We start from the raw sequence: 18,307 nt of genomic DNA, 5'->3' as shown, positions 1-18,307 counted from the left end.
CGAAAAGTCAGACGTATAACTCAAACTCGATACCCCCACTGCGGAATCCGCCGTCGATACGGTACTGCTGTCGTGTGTGTACTGCGTTCTAAAGCAGCCGAACGAACGACGTTACGTTACGCTTCGATGCCGATTTCGACGTACTGCGCCTCCCATTCGTTGCGAGCGTCGATTTCGCGCTGCCCGCGACGAGTGAGGGTATAGTAGTTCGTTCGCCGGTCGCGTTGACCTTTCTCGACTAATCCTTTCTCTACGAGCGTATCGAGATTGGGGTAGAGACGGCCGTGATGAATCTCTTTTTCATAATAATCTTCGAGTTCGTCCTTGATTGCAAGGCCGTGTGGTTCTTCACTACCAGCAATAACGTACAGTAAGTCTCTCTGGAAACCGGTCAAATCGTGCATGACTGTTTACTTCTGGATATTACCGATTCGGTAGCATAAGAGTGTCGGTCGATCCGTTGCCCAAGTCGACCGTCTTTCCCACACAGTCGGTCACTCACCGCATGACAATCAACTAAGGGTTATAATTCAGTCGTTATTGGAGATATCGTTTGTTTTGTGTGTACCAATCTTCCGACTAATTTATACACTGATGTGACGAAGGAAGGACACGGAGAAAACCTAGTTTGTCACCAAATACCAATCGGTGAAAAATTGGGTCAGATGATCCCCATTTGGCTGTGTTTCGCCGACTGACAGAGAGTAACCTCCTCACCCATCCAACTGACGAGCAATGAGTAGCCATCGCTGAGAGAGTTCGTAGGACATTTGATTCGTTGACGATGCACTTGGAGAGGCATCACCACGTTTCGATCGTGAGATGGAAACCAACAGATTGCGATCAGATTCAGCTAGTAAAACAGACAGTATTGCGACTCTGTGTTCAATTGCTGTAGAAAGGAAAGCAGCCCAGCCGGGGTGAAAACACCCGGCCAGGCATGCCGCCCTGAATTGGTCCCCGCTGACGCTTCGGCCCTCCAAGCGAAGCGTCACTTCCACCAAATGGCTTCACCAGTATAAAGTTACCGGGTCGTAGAAGGTTTGTTATTGATTACTAGATGTGTTCCTCTTCGAGGACCCATCCGAGTGCACGACGATAGTACGTGAACATCTGTCGAACACCTTCGTGACGCATCTCCTCGTCTTCGAGTTCTTCCTTGAGAAACTCGTATTGTTCTCGGATCTCATCCTCGCTTCGCATAGCCGAATAAACTGCCGCCCGAGGCAAAAACCTGTGGACTCCCGTCAAGAATGGAGTTCTCGCCCATCCTCGATTCGTCCAACGGATTACAGGCGTTCTCGGTCCGACATCCCGTTCCAGATGGCGTCGATGAGTCGAGCTTCGCCTTCGACTGCTGGTTCCGTCTGGTCGCTCTCCGACCAACCGCGTGCGAGGGCGTCTTCGAGGAGCGCGAGATCGTGATTTTCGAAATTGTTCATCCCCTGAAACTGTTTGAGAGCGGCTCGGGCGTCGTCGCCGAACGCTCCGCTTGGCTCGCCGTCGTAGAGACCAATATCGGCAAGCGTCGTGAGCACCGCTTTGGCAACTGCGCCACACAGCTCCTGTGTCTCGTCTGGTTCAACGCGTTCGAGCAGCGTGATGTCGTACAGTTTGAAGATCCGTTCGAGTTCGTCGATCGGATGGTCGTGATCGTCGACACGAACGTCGATCCAGCGGTCGTTTTTCCCGTCATAGCCCCCCTCGGATTTGACGACGTACAGCGCTGCGCTCTGCTCACCGCGCTTGTCGCCGCCCGCTTCGTTACCCGCGTGGAGTGCCCCAATGAGGCGTTCGGGCAGACCACCATCGATCGTCTCGTACGCCTTAGCCATCGCCGTGAGTGTTTCCCGATTTTCGAGAATATTTCCCTGAACAGTGTACGTCTCTCCAGACAGATCCCCCGCATAGTCGAAACACTCCTCACCGGTGAACGTCCCGACGGAACCGTCCTGTCCGACGATGCCTACCTGTCGGCTCTCTGCTTCCTCGTCCGCTTCGATGAGCGTTTCAACGACCTGATCTGCAGGGATTCCTTCTCGGAGCGCTGTGAGTCCGTCCGGACCATAGGAAACGTTAGCGAAGCTCTGTGTAGCAATTGCACCCGCATCAGCAGCAGCGAAGGGGACAACACCTCCGACACTGACGAACTTCGATTGCACGGCAACACCGACAGCGTCGCTGTCCGGGTCGCGTGCGACGATTGAAAACGTCGACGGCGCTGGCCGCGACGTTCGATGTGTCTGTGATTTGGATGGTGACATATCCACTCCATTGCCGCTGTCGATAAAAACATTCAGGGAGAAGCACTGATCATCGAACAGTACAACATGTCACGGATACACATTATCGGAACTGGCGGAACAATTGCGAGCACGGGTGGATCGGATGGAGCAACTCCTTCACTCTCTACCGAATCGATAGTCGAACTGGTACCAGATCTTACTGAGAACACGGAGGTAAGCACCGATCAGATCAGTCAGCGTCCGGGGTTCGACATGGATCTTGCGACGCTTGCTGCGGTTGCCGAGCAGCTTCCGGCTGCTGATTCGGTCGACGGCATCATCATCACGCACGGAACAGATACAATGGCCGAGTCCGCGTACGCGCTCGACCTCACACTCGCGCACGATGCACCACCAGTCGTGTTTACTGGTGCACAGCGTCGCCCTGAGGAGGTGAGTTCAGACGCCCCAGCGAATCTCCGGGACGCTGTTCGGGCGGTTACACAGCTTTCTCGTGGCGTATTTCTCGCATTCAACGGCGAGTTACACGCCGCACGCGATGTTGTGAAAGCCCACACGAGCGCGCTCGAAACGTTCACGTCGCCTGAAGTTGGCCCGGTCGCATCAATTACTCGTAGCGGCGTGCGATGGAATCACGAACCGGGTACGGCAGACACACCACTCGGTACAGAGACCCTCGATACTGACGCCACTGTACCAATCATCACATCCGGTCTGGGTGTCGATGGGACGCAGATAGAGCAGGTACTCGAACACGCCGACGGCATCGTCATCGCGGGGACCGGACTCGGAAACGTGACTGCACAGCTCGGAGAGGCTATTTCTGACGCACTTGAGCAAATTCCGGTAGTCGTTGCATCGCGCTGTCACACCGGAGCGACCGAACCGGTGTACGGCACAGCTGGTGGCGGAGCAACGCTTGCGAATCGTGGTGTCGTCTTTGCGGACGCTCTGCCACCGTGGAAAGCACGAATTGCGCTGTTGCTCGCGCTCGAAGCGGGAGTTAACCCTGAGTCGGTGATTGCCTGATTAGGAATCACCTTTCCGTGCCGTGAGCGGTTGGCGACACACCAACGCACAGTCGAAGCCGGGATGTTCGGTGAGATGACGGACGAGCATATGTCGTCGGCCGCCTGTCAGCCCTGTCCGGCCGACATCCTCAGCAGTGAACTCACACGGAAGCCGATCGTACAACTCTCGAAGCACCATGAAGGAATCGAACACCTTCCGATGCCCCGATGAGTCTGCTCGACGACGGGCGACGACGTACGAGCCGTCCGATCGGTGTTCACAGACCGTGTGGGTGAACACCTCGGTGTGAGCGAGTGCGTCATCGAGCGCAGTACGCAACTCACGGGCCTCCTCAGTCGTTAGGACATGTGTCTCTCCGGAGAGAGCAACATGGACCTCGTGGCCATCACTTTCGACTGAGCAATCGCTCACCTGTTCGTCACTCGATACAGGCAACGGTGTCGTTTCAGTACCGGCGAATTTCCCGACCAGCCGCATCGCTGCGGCTTACTCTATCCTCTGGCGTCGTTGTTGCCGGAGTATCAGACGGCATTGCAACTTCTAGTAAACGCATCATCCATCATAAATATCGGTGGTCGAACTTCGATCCCGGAACCAGTTGCGAGCACTGAACCAGTAACGAGCCGATCAGTTTTTTGACCTCGCCCGGTAAACAGGATGTATGAAAATCCGTGGCCAGCGCGAGTGTCGAGAGTGTGGAACGCGGTGGTCGTACTACGAGACCGGTACGATAGTCTGTCCGGACTGTGACAGTCTACGGAGCCGAGGCGTCGACGATCGGACTGAACACACCAGCGCCCCCGTTACCCTCGATCTCGCGCCCGCCCGGTCAATGGTCGAATCCGATGGGCTTTCTGCGGCTCTCGATGATGCTGTCGACAGGTGCCGGGAGTTCATCAGACGAACGGGATTCATCCATGCGGGCGAGCTCGAACCGCTATCGGAGACGTTTCTCGCGGCGAATGAGCTCTCGTACGCCGCTCGTGAGGCGAATCGAGCGATGCGGATCGACGACGATGAAGAACTGTACCTCCTCACTCTCCTTCGAGGCGCAGACGACGATCGACGCCCCGATTCGACAGCGGTTCCGCGATCGATGCGAGCAGCCCGTGGACTAGCCTACGCCGCCGCTATCGATGCATACCAGCGCGATCTCAGAACGTTTCTCGAGACACACCCCGATCAGACTGCACAGTCCGTCTTCTCGACGATCGAAGAACATGTGCGTCGGATCGAAGCACTCGACGGCGAGGTTGACCCCAAAACCGCAGAGCGGCTTGTCGTGGCCACCCAAGAAACGAGCGAATACATCAAAACGGGGGCTGAAACACAGCTTGTGACCGCTCAAGACCGTTTGGACGAGATCGTGTAGGGGTTCGAACATCGCAGTACTCGGGAATCTCTACAAGTCACCCAACGATTAGGGTACTGGCTCTCTCTTATAATAGCATGACAGAGGCTGACAGTGGACCGCTTTCCGGTCTTCGGGTGATCGACTGTTCCGGGATGATCAGCGGTGGATTCGCAACGATGCAGCTCGCTGATTTCGGTGCAGACGTGGTGATGATCGAACACCCGACCCACCACGATCCGATTCGGGATTGGACACCGTTCGAGGATGGTATTTCGCTCTGGTGGAAATCACTCGCCCGCAACAAGCGGTGTATCACGCTCGATTTGAGTACTGACGAAGGACGTACGATCTTGTGTGATCTCGCACGCGACGGCGACGTGCTCATCGAGAACTTCCGTCCAGGAACGATGGAACGGTGGGGACTCGGCTACGAGACACTGAAGGACGAAAATCCTGCGCTCATCATGACTCGTATCTCCGGCTACGGACAGACGGGTCCTCGTTCGAAGATGCCTGGGTTCGGAACCGTCGCCGAGGCGATATCGGGATTCGCTCACGTCAACGGCTTTCCCGATCGTGAGCCGCTGTTACCACCTATCAGTCTCGCCGACATGGCTGCAGCACAATTCGCTGTGCAGGCAACGATGTTCGCACTCTACGAACGGGCACAGAGTGGAGAAGGACAGGTCATCGACGTGAGCCTGTACGAATCTCTCTTTCGAATGTTTCCCGGTGCCGTCGAGAAGTACGATCGGCTCGGCGAAACGTCAGAACGCATTGGGAACCATCACGCGAACGCCGCGCCTCGAAACGTCTACGCCACAGCAGATGGATATATCGCGCTGTCGGCATCGTCTCAGTCCATCTTCGAGAATCTTGCACGGGCGATCGGACATCCGGAACTCATTGAGGACGAACGATTCGCAACGAACGGCGCGCGTGTCGAACACGCAACCGAACTCGATACGTACATCGCACCGTGGATCGCAGCGCGGACAACCGAAACGGTACTGCAAGAACTCGGTGAGGGAGACGCCGTCGTCGCGCCGATATACGACATGGAAGACATCTTCGCAGACGAACAGTACGCGGCACGCGATGACATCATCGCTGTTGAGGACGACGATCTCGGCCGGGTACGGACGATGAATACGGTCCCGAAGTTCTCTCGCACTCCTGGGGAGATCAAACACCTCGGTCCACGACACGGACAGCACAACGACGAAATTTTCCTCGAAGAGCTCGGACTTGACAGAGAGATGTACGACGAACTCCAACACAAGGGTATCGTATGAGTCTCTGTGATGTCACGCTTCGTGAGGCAGGCCAGATGCCGGGACGAGCGTACACGATCGAGCAGAAGATCGCAGCGGGAACTGCTCTCGATCGGCTCGGCCTTCCACTCATCCAGACTGGCTTTCCAATCACGGGCGAGCACGATACCGTGGTTACGCGACGGCTGGCCGACACACTCGAGGCCGAGGTCGTCGCAATCGCGCGTGCGCGAGAAGACGACATAGCAGCTGCGCTCGAATCGGGTGCAGACATCATCGAGGTGTTCATTCCAATTTCTGACCGACAGCTCGAAGCCGTCATCGACGATTCGAGAGAATCAGCGTTCGATGCTGCCCATGAAGCCATCGACAGCGTTCGAGACGGTGGTGCGAAAGCACACCTCACGCTGATGGACGCCTTCAGAACCGATGCAGCAAGCGTGGCACCCGCGTTCGAGCAGTTCGACGCGCCGATCACACTTGCCGACACGGTTGGAGCACGGACACCCCCGTTCGTTGCGGGCTATCTTCGAACACTCGCCGAACTGGGTGTCTCGATCAACCGCGTCGGCGTCCACTTCCACGACGATCTCGGACTCGCAACAGCAAACGCGCTTGTCTCATCGCAGCTCGGCGTCGACCGCGTGGATGTGAGCGTTGCATCGCTCGGCGAACGAGCGGGTAATCCTGCGCTTGAAGAATGTGTCGTCGCCATCGAACAGGACGGTGATAGCGGCGTCGTACTCGATGAGCTCGTGCCGGTCTGTCGAGCGGTGCTCGACTCGCTCGACGAAACAGTCGATCCCCGAAAAGCCATCATTGGCGAGGCAGTTACGGCACACGAATCAGGGTTGCACACAGCTGCGATGCTTGAGGACCCAGCAACGTTCGAACCGTACGATCCCGAAATGTTCGGTGGAACACGCCAGCTCCTGTTCGGGGCACGGACGGGACAAAGCGCAGCACGAGAACTCCTCGAACGAGCAGAGCGAGAACCGACCGATGAACGGATCGAAAATCTACTCGAACGGCTTGTGGACGATGGGCCACTCGAACTCGATGCAGCCCTCGAAATGGCCGAGCGCGTCCAGTAGGACAACGGTCGGGTGAAGTACGAAATGAGGTACGTACGCACTTCCGTTACTCTAGTTCTGCTTCGATGACCGAAACGAGTTCGTGGCGGTGACAGCGTTTGTTCTCGTTCTCGAAGCAGACGAGCACAATGTCATCACCCGTGCGAATTCGAAACACAAGATCGTCGATTGCTGCGATCGCGTCTGCAGTGGTTTGGAGATGCTCTCTGTATCGCTCTTCGAAAGCGAGCTCCTCCCATGCGGCATTATGTGCTCCCTCATCACACATTCCTCGAGATCGTAGGTCCTCGTGGCGTTCGCGGAACGCATCAAGTAGGTCCGCTGGCGGGCCGAGTTCCCGGTGATTCTCGTCGACGGACCGTCGAAACCAGTTTGTCGGTCGACGGACGACACCGACGAGACGGGGATCGCCGGACAGGGAGACGAGATCGTGCTGGAGCGCAGCGTGGTATGTCTCATCGAGCGATCCTCTCGTTCCACCGTTGGTCATAGTGTGTCAACTCCGGATGTGTGTAAAAACCTGTCGCGGAATCGATTGTCTCGTTCGCCACGCCTTTGGTTTCTGCTCGGGAAGGTTGTACATGGACGATTCCATCCTCGACACTATCGGATCGCCGCTCGTACAGGTGTACTCTCCACCAGGATCGACGGTCGCCGCCAAGCTCGAATCGAAGAATCCGGGTGGAAGCGCCAAAGATCGCCCAGCGCTTTCGATGATTGAGACCGCAGAAAGCGAGGGGGTGCTCACGCCGGGGGACCGAATCGTCGAACCGACCAGTGGCAACACCGGTATCGGTCTCGCGGTGGTTGCCGCCGCAAAGGGCTATGACCTCACTATCGTCATGCCCGCCTCAAAGTCACCCGAACGCAGGCAGATCATGCGAGCCTACGGGGCCGATATCGACCTCATCGAAGGCGATATTAGTGACGCGAAAGCGCGTGCGGACCGCTACGAACAAGAAGACGGGATGGTGCAGTTGCGTCAGTTTGAGAACCCGGCGAATCCTGAGTCACATTACAACACGACGGGTCCCGAAATCATCGAACAGATCGGTGACCGGACGGTTGATGCACTCGTCGCAGGGGTCGGAACTGGTGGAACGCTCTCAGGGATCGGTCGACGATTGCGCGAGGAGTTTCCAGAGATGGAAATCGTCGCGGTCGAACCCGAGGAAAATGCGGTGCTTTCGACCGGTGAATCCGGAAACGACGAATTTCAGGGGATGGGTCCGGGATTCGTGAGCGAGAATCTCGACCGCGACCTCGTCGATGCCATCGAAACAGTCTCGATCGACACCGCAGAGGAGGAGTGTCGACGACTCGCACGCGAAGAGGGCATCCTCGTCGGACAGTCGAGTGGCGCATCGAACGTTGCGGCCCGCCGGGTCGCAACACGACTTGCGACCCCCGAACTGAACTGCCCACCAACACCGACGCCGGGATCGACACAAACGGAGCCAGCATCTCAGCACGACTCCGCCCATCCAGATGGCGGTGAGCGGACGGAACAGACGCGATCCTCGTCAGTGCCTCGTTCTGAGAGCGAGTACGACGACTGTCCGCTTGTAGTGACGGTGTTCTGGGACAGTGGTGAGCGGTACATGTCCACCGGAATGTTCGATAACGACGATCGATAGGCTCCTCTTCGAACAGCGCGGTTACGAACAGCGTTCTGTGATTGTCGGTCATTGCTACGACTGAGCATCGGTGATTCTACTGCGACACGGAGCTCTTGAAGCAGCCGCTTCCTTCGAGATGCGTGAGTAACTTCGTGATGTGTGAGTTACTCATAAACTTCAAACTTGATAGCATATTACTCATCAAACTGTAGTATAGGACAGACGTCTATGACAACTACGACAGAGACAGAATCGATGGAGTCAGTCGCTGCGACGCGTCTCGCAGCGTATGGAATGTTTGCAGCGATCGTCGCCGGGGCGATGAACGCGATTGTCCGGGTCGGTGCGATTGCACTGTTCGATGTGCCGCGGTTCGGACCACTCGGATGGGGTCCGATTGTCAATACGACAGTCGTCGGAGTCGCCGGGGCGACGGCTGTGTACGGGTTGCTCGTGCGCACTTCATCACAACCGACGCGACGGTTCACGATTATCGCCGCAGCCGTGCTGGTTATCTCATTCGTCCCGCTCCTCGTGCCACCAGCGTTTTTGGCCGAAGCACCGGGATCTGTCCTCCTAACGCTGGCAGTAATGCATGTCACGACAGCGACAGCCGTCGTTTGGCTCCTTCCACGATCGAGGACAATCAACCGAAGCGCTACTCAAACACGTCAAGACAGCCCTGCATAACATAATAATGTCAGTTTTGAGTGGGACATCTGATGGAGTGTACCGATCGTCGAGTGTTGCATTCGACGACGTGGAATTGGTGCTCAATTCCGGTGTCACTCGTCGTGTTCGCACGTTCGGCCGTCACGCGTTTGCAGCATCATCGACTGGGCTGTACCGCTCGGTCGACGGTGGTCTCACGTGGGATAACCTCGGAGTTCCCCGGACAGAAGTGTATTCAGTCGTCCGCAGCCCCGATAAGACTCGGCTCTACGCTGGTACCCATCCCGCACATCTCTACGTCTCGACAGATGATGGAGAGACGTGGACCGAACTGAACGGGTTCCAAACGCTCCCCTCTCGCAACCAGTGGCACACCCCACGCCACCGGAACGCGGCCCACGTCCGAAGTCTCGGTGTACATCCAGCTGCACCCGAGCGCGTGATTGCTGGCGTCGAGGTTGGTGGCGTACATATCAGCAACGACAGCGGAGAGACGTGGTCCGAACGACGAGAGATTCGCCAGCGCCCTGATGACCTTCAGTACGACGTGCACCACGTTCTCGTACTGGGTGCCGACGAGTACGTCATCTCGTGTGGGGGTGGGCTCTATTGCACGCACGACACCGGACGATCGTGGAAGCGCCTCGATGCTGATTTCGACCGTCCCTACTTCCAAGAGGCAATTGCAGACCGGAATCGATTGTACGCCGCGGGGCAAACGCTCCCTCCGACACTACCGACAGGGAACACCTCCGAGCGGGAGACAGAGGCAGCGCTGTTCGTATCCACCGACGGTGAGACAGTCGAAATGGTGTCCGATCCCGGTGCACCCATCGAGTTCATTTCTGCGTGGACACTCGCCGACGGACACGTCCTCGCCGGAACAACTGGCGGACGAGTGCTCAGCCGCGAAGATGGATCCTGGACAACGTGTGGACGTACTCCGTCGTGGATTCGATCGCTTGCTGTCGTCTGAATTCTGTAGATAGAATGAACCGATTGTTCCACAGCGTCGGTTTCAGCAGATCTATCCTCCAACAGGAACTGTGTTCTACTGATGCCAGATCTGATGGACACCTACGTGGAGAACCGGTGGATGGTCCAGCCGAATCACGCGAACACCCTCCAAACCGCACACGGTGGCCGCGTTCTGAAGTGGATGGACGAGGTCGGTGCGATGTCTGGAATGCGGTTTTCGGGTGAATCGTGCGTGACCGCTCACATCAACCACGTGGATTTCAATCGGCCGATCCTCGTGGGCGATCTCGCTCTCATCGAAGCGTACGTTTACTCAGCTGGACGAACCAGCGTGCGTGTGCGATTACGGGCATACAGAGAAGATCCACGAACCGGAGACCGTGAATTGACCACCGAATCGTACTTTGTGTACGTTGCGATCGACGAGGACCACCAACCGACGCCTGTCCCCGAACTCACGATCTCGTCAGAACGAGCCGAACAGTTGCGCGAGGAGGCAATCAACGGGGAAAACGGTACCAGTGAACACTGAGTCCGTGAGGCTCAAGCAGCCACGCACGTACACACCACACATGCACATCACGGCCGAGGTCGTCGGGGAGCAGACACACGAGCTCGACCTCACCCGGGAGGCAACCTACGCAGATCTCCTTCACGAAGTGGGGTTGAATCCCCACGAGGCGACCGTGCTCGTCGACGGACGCCCGGTTCCTGATGACGGACCAGTCACGGTAGAACACGTACGAGTGTTGCGACTGATCAAAGGCGGCTAATACTACCACAGACAGTATCAGTTACGTGAATAAGAATCATCGTTCGGTGGCTGTCCGTGTCGCTGCAAGCGAGGAACTTTCGTCCATCATGACGGTCATTGACAGCGCGTTACTTGCGACCGACGCTACAACTGTTCGAGCACAAATTCATACACAGGACGTGCTCGTCGCTGTCGCCGCTGGCTCGATACTCGGCGTGGTCGTTCTCGATGAAAACCATATCGACGCGATTGCGGTTCGGCGCAGACAGCGTGGAAATGGAATTGGAACCACGTTGATCGAGGCAGCTAGCGAGCACTGCGGACCGCTGACAGCCAATTTCCGACCGAGTGTGAGTCCATTCTACGAGTCTCTCGGCTTCGAAATCGAACAGACGAGTGAGACGCGCTGGGAGGGGTTCAGACCAGCGGTTCGATGAGATCACGGCCCGCCACGAGAAGTTCTTCGACACGTTCGTCTGAGTTCGCTTCCGCGTAGACACGCAGTTTTGGCTCTGTCCCGCTCGGCCGGACGAGCAGCCACGAACCGTCTTCAAGACGAATTTTGAACCCGTCTTTCGTTCCAATCTCCTCAACAGGGACGTTTGCGACGTTTTCTGGAAGCACTCCTTCGAGCGCCGCGAGCACCTCCTCTTTTCGCTCATCAGAGCAGGCAACACTCACTCGATCCTGATGAATGTCACCGTACTCTTCGACAATGGCGTCGGCCCGTTCATCTAATGGTTGTTCGGCGTGCGCGGCGGCGGTGAGGAGCGCGAGGAGAACACCATCCTTGTTCCGAAGATGCGCGGTGAGACCAAACCCACCACTTTCTTCGCCACCGATAATCGCGTCGTGTTCGTCCATCGCCTGCGCAACCCATTTGAACCCGACAGGCGTCTCGATCACGCGCTCTCCGTAAGCGGCCGCGATGCGGTCGATGAGAAATGTGGTTGAGACCGTTCGAATAGCCGGTCCGGATTCAGCCGTCGATTCGAGGAGGTACTCGTACAGAACGGCAAAATAGAGATTCGGGTCGAGATAGCCCCGACCGGGGGTAACGACAGCGATCCGGTCAGCATCGCCGTCGTTAGCGATGCCGAACGCTGCGTTCCCTTCCTGGACACGCTCTGTGAGCGTTTCGAGGCGGTCGGCGCTCGGTTCTGGCGGGACCCCACCGAACGCCGCATCCTGCTCACAGCGCAGACAGTCGACGTCCGCGCCAGCCTCTTCGAGAAGTGCATCAGTGACGCCTCGTCCGCTACCGTGCATTGCATCGTAGGCAATCTGTTGGCCGTCGAGGTCCAACGCTGGATCGACGAATTCGAGCGCGTGCTGGCCATAAGCAGTGGTAAACGTGTCTTCGTGGATCTCGCCTTGGTCGGATTCTGGAAGCGCAGTTGGCTCGGCCAGTCGTTCCGTCAGTTCGTCGGTGACCACAGGAAGCGCAGGAGCACCGTCCGGGGGAAGAAACTTCACACCGTTGTAGTCCGGAGGATTGTGGCTCGCTGTAATCATGATACCTCCATCGAGTGAACGCTCGCCGAGTGTCCACGCAAGAACGGGCGTCGGACAGTCACGTTCGCTGATGAGCACGTCGATCCCATTGTCGGCCAACACCTCGGAGACTGCGTCCGCGAATCCACGCGAACTTTCTCGGGCGTCGTACCCGACCGCAACCGTCCCTGTCCCGATGTAGTCGGCAATTGCTTGCCCGACAATCCGGACACGAGGCTCTGTGAACGTATCGAGTGTGGCACGCCACCCATCGGTACCGAACGAAATGTGTTCGATGTGTTCCATACTCCGCTCCACCAACGCAGGGGGTAAAAACCCTCCTCAACATACCGCGTCACGCGTCAGTACTGACGAGGCGAATCGAGATTCGATTGAACAGAAATCAAGAATGATTGGAATCGATCGGGCCGAGGCCATTGGCTGTCCTCGTATCTACTCGATGAGTTGTTCTTTCGTCTCGCGTGCGAGCTGTTTGATCTCGTATTCGCGTGACATCGCCGCCGACCGCGTCTGGTACTTCTCGACGTGCACAAGTTCGAACGGTCCTCGACCACGGGTGTATTTCGCACCGGTCCCGGATCGGTGCTCTTCGACCCGCCGCTCGATATCCGTTGTGTAGCCGGTATAGAGCGTCTCATCACCACAGCGAAGGATATACACGTAATGCATACACATCATCCGGAGTACAATCGGAAATGATGTGGGCTTCGCGTGGTGCTTATATGACGGTTCGGTAGAGTAGTGTCATCGGATTTCACCGGCGCGGTCACGGGACACTTCTGCAATACCCGCATTCGCTGAACAATTAGGGCAAGCGAGGATAACCCCACTTTCGTCAGCGAAGACGCGGGCAAAACGCCCCGAAACATGCGCGCCGCAGTGGTCGCACTTGGCCATTGTTGCGCCGACACGAAGTGTGCCAGCAATACACCTTTGATATTCAATGCCTATATATCCTCGTTATTTAGATAGTTCATTCAAAAGAATATAATGATCTCGCTAGTTACTCAGCACGAGCGGCATCGAGGGCACGTGCGATGAGTCCGGCCTGCGCGCCAGCCGTAACGCCTGCATCGATATTCACGACTGTAATAGGTGTACACGATTGGAGCATTCCAGCGAGGGCAGCTTCCCCATCACCGCCGTACCCGTAACCATTCGAAACAGGCAGCCCGATGAGTGGAACGTCGACTAATCCTGCGGCGACTGTTGGAAGCGCGCCTTCCCGTCCAGCGGCGATTATGAGAACATCCTGTGCTCGACAGTCATCAAGACGGTCGATCAACCGTGCAAGTCCTGCTACCCCAACATCATCGATCCGAGTAACGCGTGCGCCCATCTCACGAGCGATAGTTGCTGCTTCTCCCGCAGGAACGGCATCTGACGTTCCAGCGGTGACGATTCCTATATCAGCGTCGAGTGATGGAGGTTCGAATGCTGGACTGTAGACCACAATAGTCTCAGTACGCTCTGCGTGTTCGATCACAGCGTCGGGATGTTCCTCGATAACACACTCTTCGACCTCATTTGCGGTCGGTGCATCTGTTCGGGTGATGATCGCCCGTTCGGTGGTTTCTACCGCGAGGACAGCCAGCGCAGCAGTCTCTTCTGGCGTCTTCCCTTCCGCGAGAATCATCTCCGGTATGCCTGTACGTCCTGTCCGCGCTGCATCGAACCGTCCAGCGTCTCCGGTCACGTACCCGTTCAGTTCTGCTTCGGCCTCTGATACCGAGATTTCACCCGCTGCGAGGGAGTTCAATAGTTCGCGCATGACTTCGTTCTGAGCTCCATGAACTCCTACTCATCGACTATCGAATCAATTCTGTTATTATCTCTTCGAAACTGACTTTGATTCTGAAAATATCGGATTCGAAAATGCCGTCATCACCCTCGAGAGGCTCCTTATTTGAGAAGGTTTATAAAGTAAGTACGAGAATGGGATTCTGTATGGCAGATCTAATCGTCAAAGCCGCCGTAAAGGACGCGCTTAATGACATGAATGTTGCATCGGACTTCTACGACGCGCTCGATGAGGAGGTCCAGGACCTTCTCGACGACGCTGCACGGCGCGCAGGAGAGAACGACCGCAAGACAGTACAGCCGCGAGACCTGTAAGGTCCCTCAGTTACTCGTTTTCTATTCGATCGGGTAGTTACTACACCGATCGGATATCGACTCGATCGGAGAAGCCGACGTGAATCTCATCAGCCATAGCTGCGAAGATGCCGTGTTCGACGATACCAGGAATCGCAGAGAGCGATGCTGCAAGCACGTCTGGATCTTCGATCGTCCCGAAATCACAATCGAGTACCGGATTACCGTTATCTGTTATCACGGGACCGTCCTTTCGTTCGGCAGCGCGGAGTGTCGGCTCACCGCCACGCTCGCGGAGTGAGTCCTCAACAGCCGAAACAGCAGACGGGAGCACTTCGAGTGGGATTGGGTGATTGAGCACGTCTGCGAGCTTCGTTTCGTCGACAACACAAATAAAGCGCGCTGCATGCGCGTCTACAACTTTCTCACGGGCGTGAGCACCACCACCTCCTTTCACGAGCGCTCCGTCTGCGACCTGGTCGGCTCCATCAATCGCAATATCTGGCAACGCATCGTCGAGTGTCACGAGTGGAATTCCTACTTCACGGGCGAGCGCGCGCGATTGGAACGATGTTGGAATCCCGTAAACGTCCATTCCTTCGGAAACAGCCCGTCCGATCGCCTGAATTGCGTGCGCTGCGGTGCTTCCTGTCCCAAGTCCGACGACCATCCCGTCTTCGATCAGTTCGGCCGCCGATTCGCCAGCGCGCCGTTTTGCATCGTCTCTGCCGTTCTCTGATTTCATGGAGAACAGTTCAATAGCCGGAAACAAAAGCGCATCCGAATTGCTGACGATAGACAGCGATTTTAAGGAAGTTCTTTCGTGTATAATCATACTCTATAAAAGATGTCTATATACACGAAAAGTTCCATCCCAACTACAATAAACCACTTTCTAGACATAATACGTAGATAGAACTGACACAGTGAACTATTCGGTAGACAGTTACTTCATCGTTATCGCATCAGCAGCCACGAAAACCCTGCATTATGCTGTTAGTAACTATTGCGGGCTATCGGGATATACAAGCGAGATAAACAAGCCAGAGAGCTCCGAGACATGAATATGTCATCCAGCACCTCTCTTCGCGTCTGCTTCCTAACAGGTCGCGATGAAATCGCGGACTGGATGGTCGCCTCACTACGACGGATCGTTAAGGACGCGAACGTTGAGATTCCGCTCGTCGTACACGCCAGCGAGCCAGACGAGAACACACTCGGCGACTCCGGTATCGGAAGTCACCTGAAGGAACACTGCAGTACGGGAGTGCAGTACGTTAAGAATATCGTCAGACGAGATCCACAAACACACACGCCGCTGTCGAATATTGAATGGCTGGGGTCAGCGAAGTACCTCCCGTGTAAAGCGGAGCCGTCAGAGCCATTCGGTGTTACCATTCCGTCCGACGTAGTCGAGGCAGTTGCGGAGACGTGCGACGCTGTCGTCCACTTTCAGGTAGGTATACTTCAGGGTGAAATCCTTACGCAACCAACCCATGGCGTATTGAGTTTCCACCATGGCGACATCCGGCAGTACCGCGGAACGCCAGCCGGAATCTGGGAGTTTCTCCACGATGAGCCAGTTGGAGGGGTCACACTGCAGCGGTTAACACCGAAGCTCGATGCTGGCTACATCGTCGCGTTTGCGTCAGTTAATCTGTCAGATGCGCACTCGTGGGCAGAGGTACGACGACGGCTGTTCTACGCCTCACCCAACGTACTATCGAACGGTTTACAAAACATTCAGGACCCGTCTTTCGAGCCGGTGTTGGTCCCTGATGAAGAGCTCGGGACGTTGTATTACCTTTCTGATCTCACCCCTCGCATACAGGCGGCGTATTTCCTGAAAGAGGTCAAAGGACTGTTTCATACGTGAAATGAATGTGATAGTCTAATTTCTATTCAGAGTTCCATCACTAGTGATGAACTGATGCGTTTTCATCATCTCATTCTACTACATTCATCAACGGAATCGTGACACGGGTCGTTCTGTTGTACGACAGCACAGAAGTCAACGGGACCCGGTTCAGTCTGTCGATCGTGTTTACAATGATCGATTATCTACGATCGAACCGGAACCCGCAGTAGTTTTCATTGTGACCATCGAGGAGACCACCATGTTCGGAACGAGCGGTATCCGTGGACCAGTTGGAGAGGAGATCACGGCAGACCTCGCGCTCGACGTCGGTCGAGCGGTCGGTGTCGATGCAGATCGTATCGTGATGGGACGGGATCCACGTTCGAGCGGCACGATTCTGGCTGATGCGTTCGCAGCCGGCGCCCGTGAAGTTGGTGCAGACGTCGTCGATCTCGCGCTCGCTGCAACACCTACCGTCGCCCGCGCCGTCAACTGGTACGACGCTGACGCAGGATGTTCGATTACCGCCTCGCACAACCCCTCGGAGGACAACGGCTTGAAGCTCTGGCAGCCAAGCGGACAGGCGTTCGACGAAGGACTGCGCACGACCATCGAAACACGCATCAAGGAGGGTGTTTCGCTCGAACCGTGGGATGGACAGGGCACGCGGACCGAAGCAGACGCCACAACCAAGCACGTCGAGGCACTCGTCGAGGCAGTCGAGTTCGAGAGCGATGAACGTCCCAGTGTCGTCGTCGATCTCGGAAACGGGGCCGGAGGCGTTACCGTCGAGGCATTGATCGAGCTCGGCTGTCACGTCGAGACGCTCAATGCCCAACCCGATGGTCGCTTCCCTGGGCGTCCGAGTGAACCGAACAGCGAAACACTGACTTCTCTCTGTTCGCTCGTCGGAGAGAGTGATGCTGATCTCGGTATCGCTCACGATGGAGACGCTGACCGAATGATGGCTGTAGATGGAAGCGGACAGTTCGTCCCAAAAGACGCGCTACTAGCGCTGTTCGCCGCGTACTCGACTGAAGAGGGGGATCGAGTTGCCGTTCCGATCGACACGAGCCTCGCTGTCGAGGATTATCTCGAAACGCACGGTGTCGGTGTCGAGCATACGCCTGTCGGAGATGTATACATCGCTGAAGCGGTTGGTGAAGGGATACCCTTTGGCGGGGAGCCGAGCGGAGCGTGGATCTGGCCCTCACAGACGCGATGTCCAGACGGACCACTCGCGGCTTGCCGGCTCGTCGAACTCGCAGCCGAACACTCGATCGAAGAACTCATTGCATCGATCCCAAGCTATCCGATCCGACGGGCGAGCATCGACACTGAAGAGAAAGAAGCAACGATGGCTGCTATTCGTGAGCAAGTAACCGAAACTTACGACGCGGATTCCGTGTCGACACTTGATGGTGTCCGGGTCGATCTCGATGACGCATGGTTCCTCCTGCGGGCCAGTGGGACACAGCCGCTTATTCGTGTGACGGCGGAAGCACGGGACGAAACACGAACAGAAGCGGTCTTTGAGAGCGCAAGTAGCTTCGTCTCCTAAGTTCGACGCGTCGAACGGGCTTCGCGGACGCTCGCTCCATCACGGATCTTGTCCTCGCAATTCGGACAGACCCGTGGGTTCTCGATACCGATCGGGGTGAACACTCGTGCGTACGCTCTGGTCACGAACGCGCCACAATTCTGGCATTCCGGCATACGAAAGTGAGTATGAACGCATTTCACATAACGATGGTGTGTTAGGTATGAACACGCTACTCGGTGAAGACGACGATATATCCATTCAATACTGCTCAGAG

The 18,307-nt window shown here is 56.4% G+C and carries 24 protein-coding genes; 13 read left to right on the top strand and 11 right to left on the bottom strand.

What is annotated here, in order from left to right; genetic code table 11:
• Positions 1–116: 116 nt before the first annotated feature.
• From MW898_RS02915 to MW898_RS02905, 3 genes are all read right to left on the bottom strand, one after another.
• Positions 117–404 carry a PadR family transcriptional regulator gene (locus tag MW898_RS02915; RefSeq protein ID WP_248904415.1) on the bottom strand — a complete coding sequence of 96 codons (288 nt, stop codon included), beginning with the start codon at positions 402–404 and terminating at the stop codon, positions 117–119.
• A gap of 652 nt (positions 405–1,056) precedes the next feature.
• Positions 1,057–1,203, bottom strand: coding sequence for a DUF8555 family protein (locus MW898_RS02910; RefSeq protein WP_248904414.1), 147 nt, complete (start codon positions 1,201–1,203; stop codon positions 1,057–1,059).
• Positions 1,204–1,289: 86 nt separating this feature from the next.
• A complete protein-coding gene (locus MW898_RS02905) occupies positions 1,290–2,264 on the bottom strand; it encodes a DUF1028 domain-containing protein (RefSeq protein ID WP_248904411.1) in 975 nt (324 codons plus the stop codon).
• Between the two features lie 66 nt (positions 2,265–2,330).
• Here MW898_RS02905 and MW898_RS02900 point away from each other — a divergent pair, with 66 nt between their 5' ends.
• Entirely contained in the window at positions 2,331–3,275 is a 945-nt protein-coding gene (locus MW898_RS02900; RefSeq protein ID WP_248904409.1) for an asparaginase, read from the top strand.
• Here MW898_RS02900 and MW898_RS02895 read toward each other — a convergent pair whose 3' ends face one another.
• The gene (locus MW898_RS02895; RefSeq protein WP_248904407.1) at positions 3,276–3,755 is read right to left on the bottom strand and encodes a DUF7528 family protein; all 480 of its coding nucleotides are present in this window, start codon (positions 3,753–3,755) and stop codon (positions 3,276–3,278) included.
• A gap of 184 nt (positions 3,756–3,939) precedes the next feature.
• Between MW898_RS02895 and MW898_RS02890 the strand changes: the two genes are divergently transcribed.
• The 3 genes from MW898_RS02890 (at position 3,940) to MW898_RS02880 (ending at position 7,000) form a co-directional block, all read left to right on the top strand.
• Positions 3,940–4,650 carry a DUF7117 family protein gene (locus MW898_RS02890; protein WP_248904405.1) on the top strand — a complete coding sequence of 237 codons (711 nt, stop codon included), beginning with the start codon at positions 3,940–3,942 and terminating at the stop codon, positions 4,648–4,650.
• A 77-nt stretch (positions 4,651–4,727) separates the two neighbouring features.
• The gene (locus tag MW898_RS02885) at positions 4,728–5,927 is read left to right on the top strand and encodes a CaiB/BaiF CoA transferase family protein (RefSeq protein WP_248904403.1); all 1,200 of its coding nucleotides are present in this window, start codon (positions 4,728–4,730) and stop codon (positions 5,925–5,927) included.
• Positions 5,924–7,000, top strand: coding sequence for a LeuA family protein (locus tag MW898_RS02880; protein WP_248904401.1), 1,077 nt, complete (start codon positions 5,924–5,926; stop codon positions 6,998–7,000). The genes MW898_RS02885 and MW898_RS02880 overlap by 4 nt, the downstream gene beginning before the upstream one ends.
• A gap of 46 nt (positions 7,001–7,046) precedes the next feature.
• On the opposite strand, the gene MW898_RS02875 is transcribed toward MW898_RS02880, so the two are convergent.
• Positions 7,047–7,490, bottom strand: a complete 444-nt coding sequence (locus MW898_RS02875; RefSeq protein WP_248904399.1) for a DUF488 domain-containing protein — start codon at positions 7,488–7,490, stop codon at positions 7,047–7,049.
• Between the two features lie 91 nt (positions 7,491–7,581).
• Between MW898_RS02875 and MW898_RS02870 the strand changes: the two genes are divergently transcribed.
• From MW898_RS02870 to MW898_RS02845, 6 genes are all read left to right on the top strand, one after another.
• Positions 7,582–8,637, top strand: coding sequence for a PLP-dependent cysteine synthase family protein (locus tag MW898_RS02870; RefSeq protein ID WP_248904397.1), 1,056 nt, complete (start codon positions 7,582–7,584; stop codon positions 8,635–8,637).
• A gap of 210 nt (positions 8,638–8,847) precedes the next feature.
• Entirely contained in the window at positions 8,848–9,309 is a 462-nt protein-coding gene (locus MW898_RS02865; RefSeq protein ID WP_248904394.1) for a DUF6069 family protein, read from the top strand.
• 7 nt (positions 9,310–9,316) lie between these two features.
• A complete protein-coding gene (locus tag MW898_RS02860; RefSeq protein WP_368409186.1) occupies positions 9,317–10,267 on the top strand; it encodes a WD40/YVTN/BNR-like repeat-containing protein in 951 nt (316 codons plus the stop codon).
• Positions 10,268–10,348: 81 nt separating this feature from the next.
• The gene (locus MW898_RS02855; RefSeq protein ID WP_248904392.1) at positions 10,349–10,801 is read left to right on the top strand and encodes an acyl-CoA thioesterase; all 453 of its coding nucleotides are present in this window, start codon (positions 10,349–10,351) and stop codon (positions 10,799–10,801) included.
• Between the two features lie 40 nt (positions 10,802–10,841).
• Complete coding sequence (gene samp2 / locus MW898_RS02850; protein WP_248904391.1) at positions 10,842–11,042, top strand: ubiquitin-like small modifier protein SAMP2; 201 nt, start codon at positions 10,842–10,844, stop codon at positions 11,040–11,042.
• 25 nt (positions 11,043–11,067) lie between these two features.
• The gene (locus MW898_RS02845) at positions 11,068–11,460 is read left to right on the top strand and encodes a GNAT family N-acetyltransferase (protein ID WP_248904390.1); all 393 of its coding nucleotides are present in this window, start codon (positions 11,068–11,070) and stop codon (positions 11,458–11,460) included.
• On the opposite strand, the gene MW898_RS02840 is transcribed toward MW898_RS02845, so the two are convergent.
• From MW898_RS02840 to larB, 4 genes are all read right to left on the bottom strand, one after another.
• On the bottom strand, positions 11,441–12,823 hold the full coding sequence (locus MW898_RS02840) for a phosphoglucomutase/phosphomannomutase family protein (protein ID WP_248904389.1): 1,383 nt from the start codon (positions 12,821–12,823) through the stop codon (positions 11,441–11,443). The two genes, MW898_RS02845 and MW898_RS02840, sit on opposite strands and share 20 nt — an antisense overlap.
• Before the next feature lie 147 nt (positions 12,824–12,970).
• Positions 12,971–13,207 carry a GIY-YIG nuclease family protein gene (locus MW898_RS02835; RefSeq protein ID WP_368409117.1) on the bottom strand — a complete coding sequence of 79 codons (237 nt, stop codon included), beginning with the start codon at positions 13,205–13,207 and terminating at the stop codon, positions 12,971–12,973.
• 75 nt (positions 13,208–13,282) lie between these two features.
• On the bottom strand, positions 13,283–13,435 hold the full coding sequence (locus MW898_RS02830) for a DUF7563 family protein (RefSeq protein ID WP_248904387.1): 153 nt from the start codon (positions 13,433–13,435) through the stop codon (positions 13,283–13,285).
• Between the two features lie 106 nt (positions 13,436–13,541).
• The gene (larB, locus tag MW898_RS02825) at positions 13,542–14,309 is read right to left on the bottom strand and encodes a nickel pincer cofactor biosynthesis protein LarB (protein ID WP_248904385.1); all 768 of its coding nucleotides are present in this window, start codon (positions 14,307–14,309) and stop codon (positions 13,542–13,544) included.
• Positions 14,310–14,485: 176 nt separating this feature from the next.
• Between larB and MW898_RS02820 the strand changes: the two genes are divergently transcribed.
• Positions 14,486–14,653, top strand: coding sequence for a DUF1931 domain-containing protein (locus MW898_RS02820; protein WP_248904383.1), 168 nt, complete (start codon positions 14,486–14,488; stop codon positions 14,651–14,653).
• A 40-nt stretch (positions 14,654–14,693) separates the two neighbouring features.
• Here MW898_RS02820 and rpiA read toward each other — a convergent pair whose 3' ends face one another.
• Positions 14,694–15,377 (bottom strand): ribose-5-phosphate isomerase RpiA, encoded by a 684-nt coding sequence (gene rpiA / locus MW898_RS02815; RefSeq protein WP_248904381.1) that lies wholly within the window; start codon positions 15,375–15,377, stop codon positions 14,694–14,696.
• Between the two features lie 321 nt (positions 15,378–15,698).
• Between rpiA and MW898_RS02810 the strand changes: the two genes are divergently transcribed.
• A complete protein-coding gene (locus MW898_RS02810; protein WP_248904379.1) occupies positions 15,699–16,508 on the top strand; it encodes a formyl transferase in 810 nt (269 codons plus the stop codon).
• Positions 16,509–16,749: 241 nt separating this feature from the next.
• Positions 16,750–18,051 carry a phosphoglucosamine mutase gene (gene glmM, locus MW898_RS02805; protein WP_248909693.1) on the top strand — a complete coding sequence of 434 codons (1,302 nt, stop codon included), beginning with the start codon at positions 16,750–16,752 and terminating at the stop codon, positions 18,049–18,051.
• Here glmM and MW898_RS02800 read toward each other — a convergent pair.
• Positions 18,048–18,206, bottom strand: coding sequence for a DUF7563 family protein (locus MW898_RS02800; RefSeq protein WP_248904377.1), 159 nt, complete (start codon positions 18,204–18,206; stop codon positions 18,048–18,050). The genes glmM and MW898_RS02800 overlap by 4 nt on opposite strands.
• Positions 18,207–18,307: the final 101 nt, after the last annotated feature.

Origin of the sequence: Halocatena marina, assembly GCF_023276375.1 — an archaeon.
Classification (GTDB): Archaea; Halobacteriota; Halobacteria; order Halobacteriales; family Haloarculaceae; genus Halocatena; species Halocatena marina.
The sequence above is the reverse complement of the archived record's forward strand: the minus strand, read 5'-3'. Positions and strand labels throughout refer to the sequence as shown.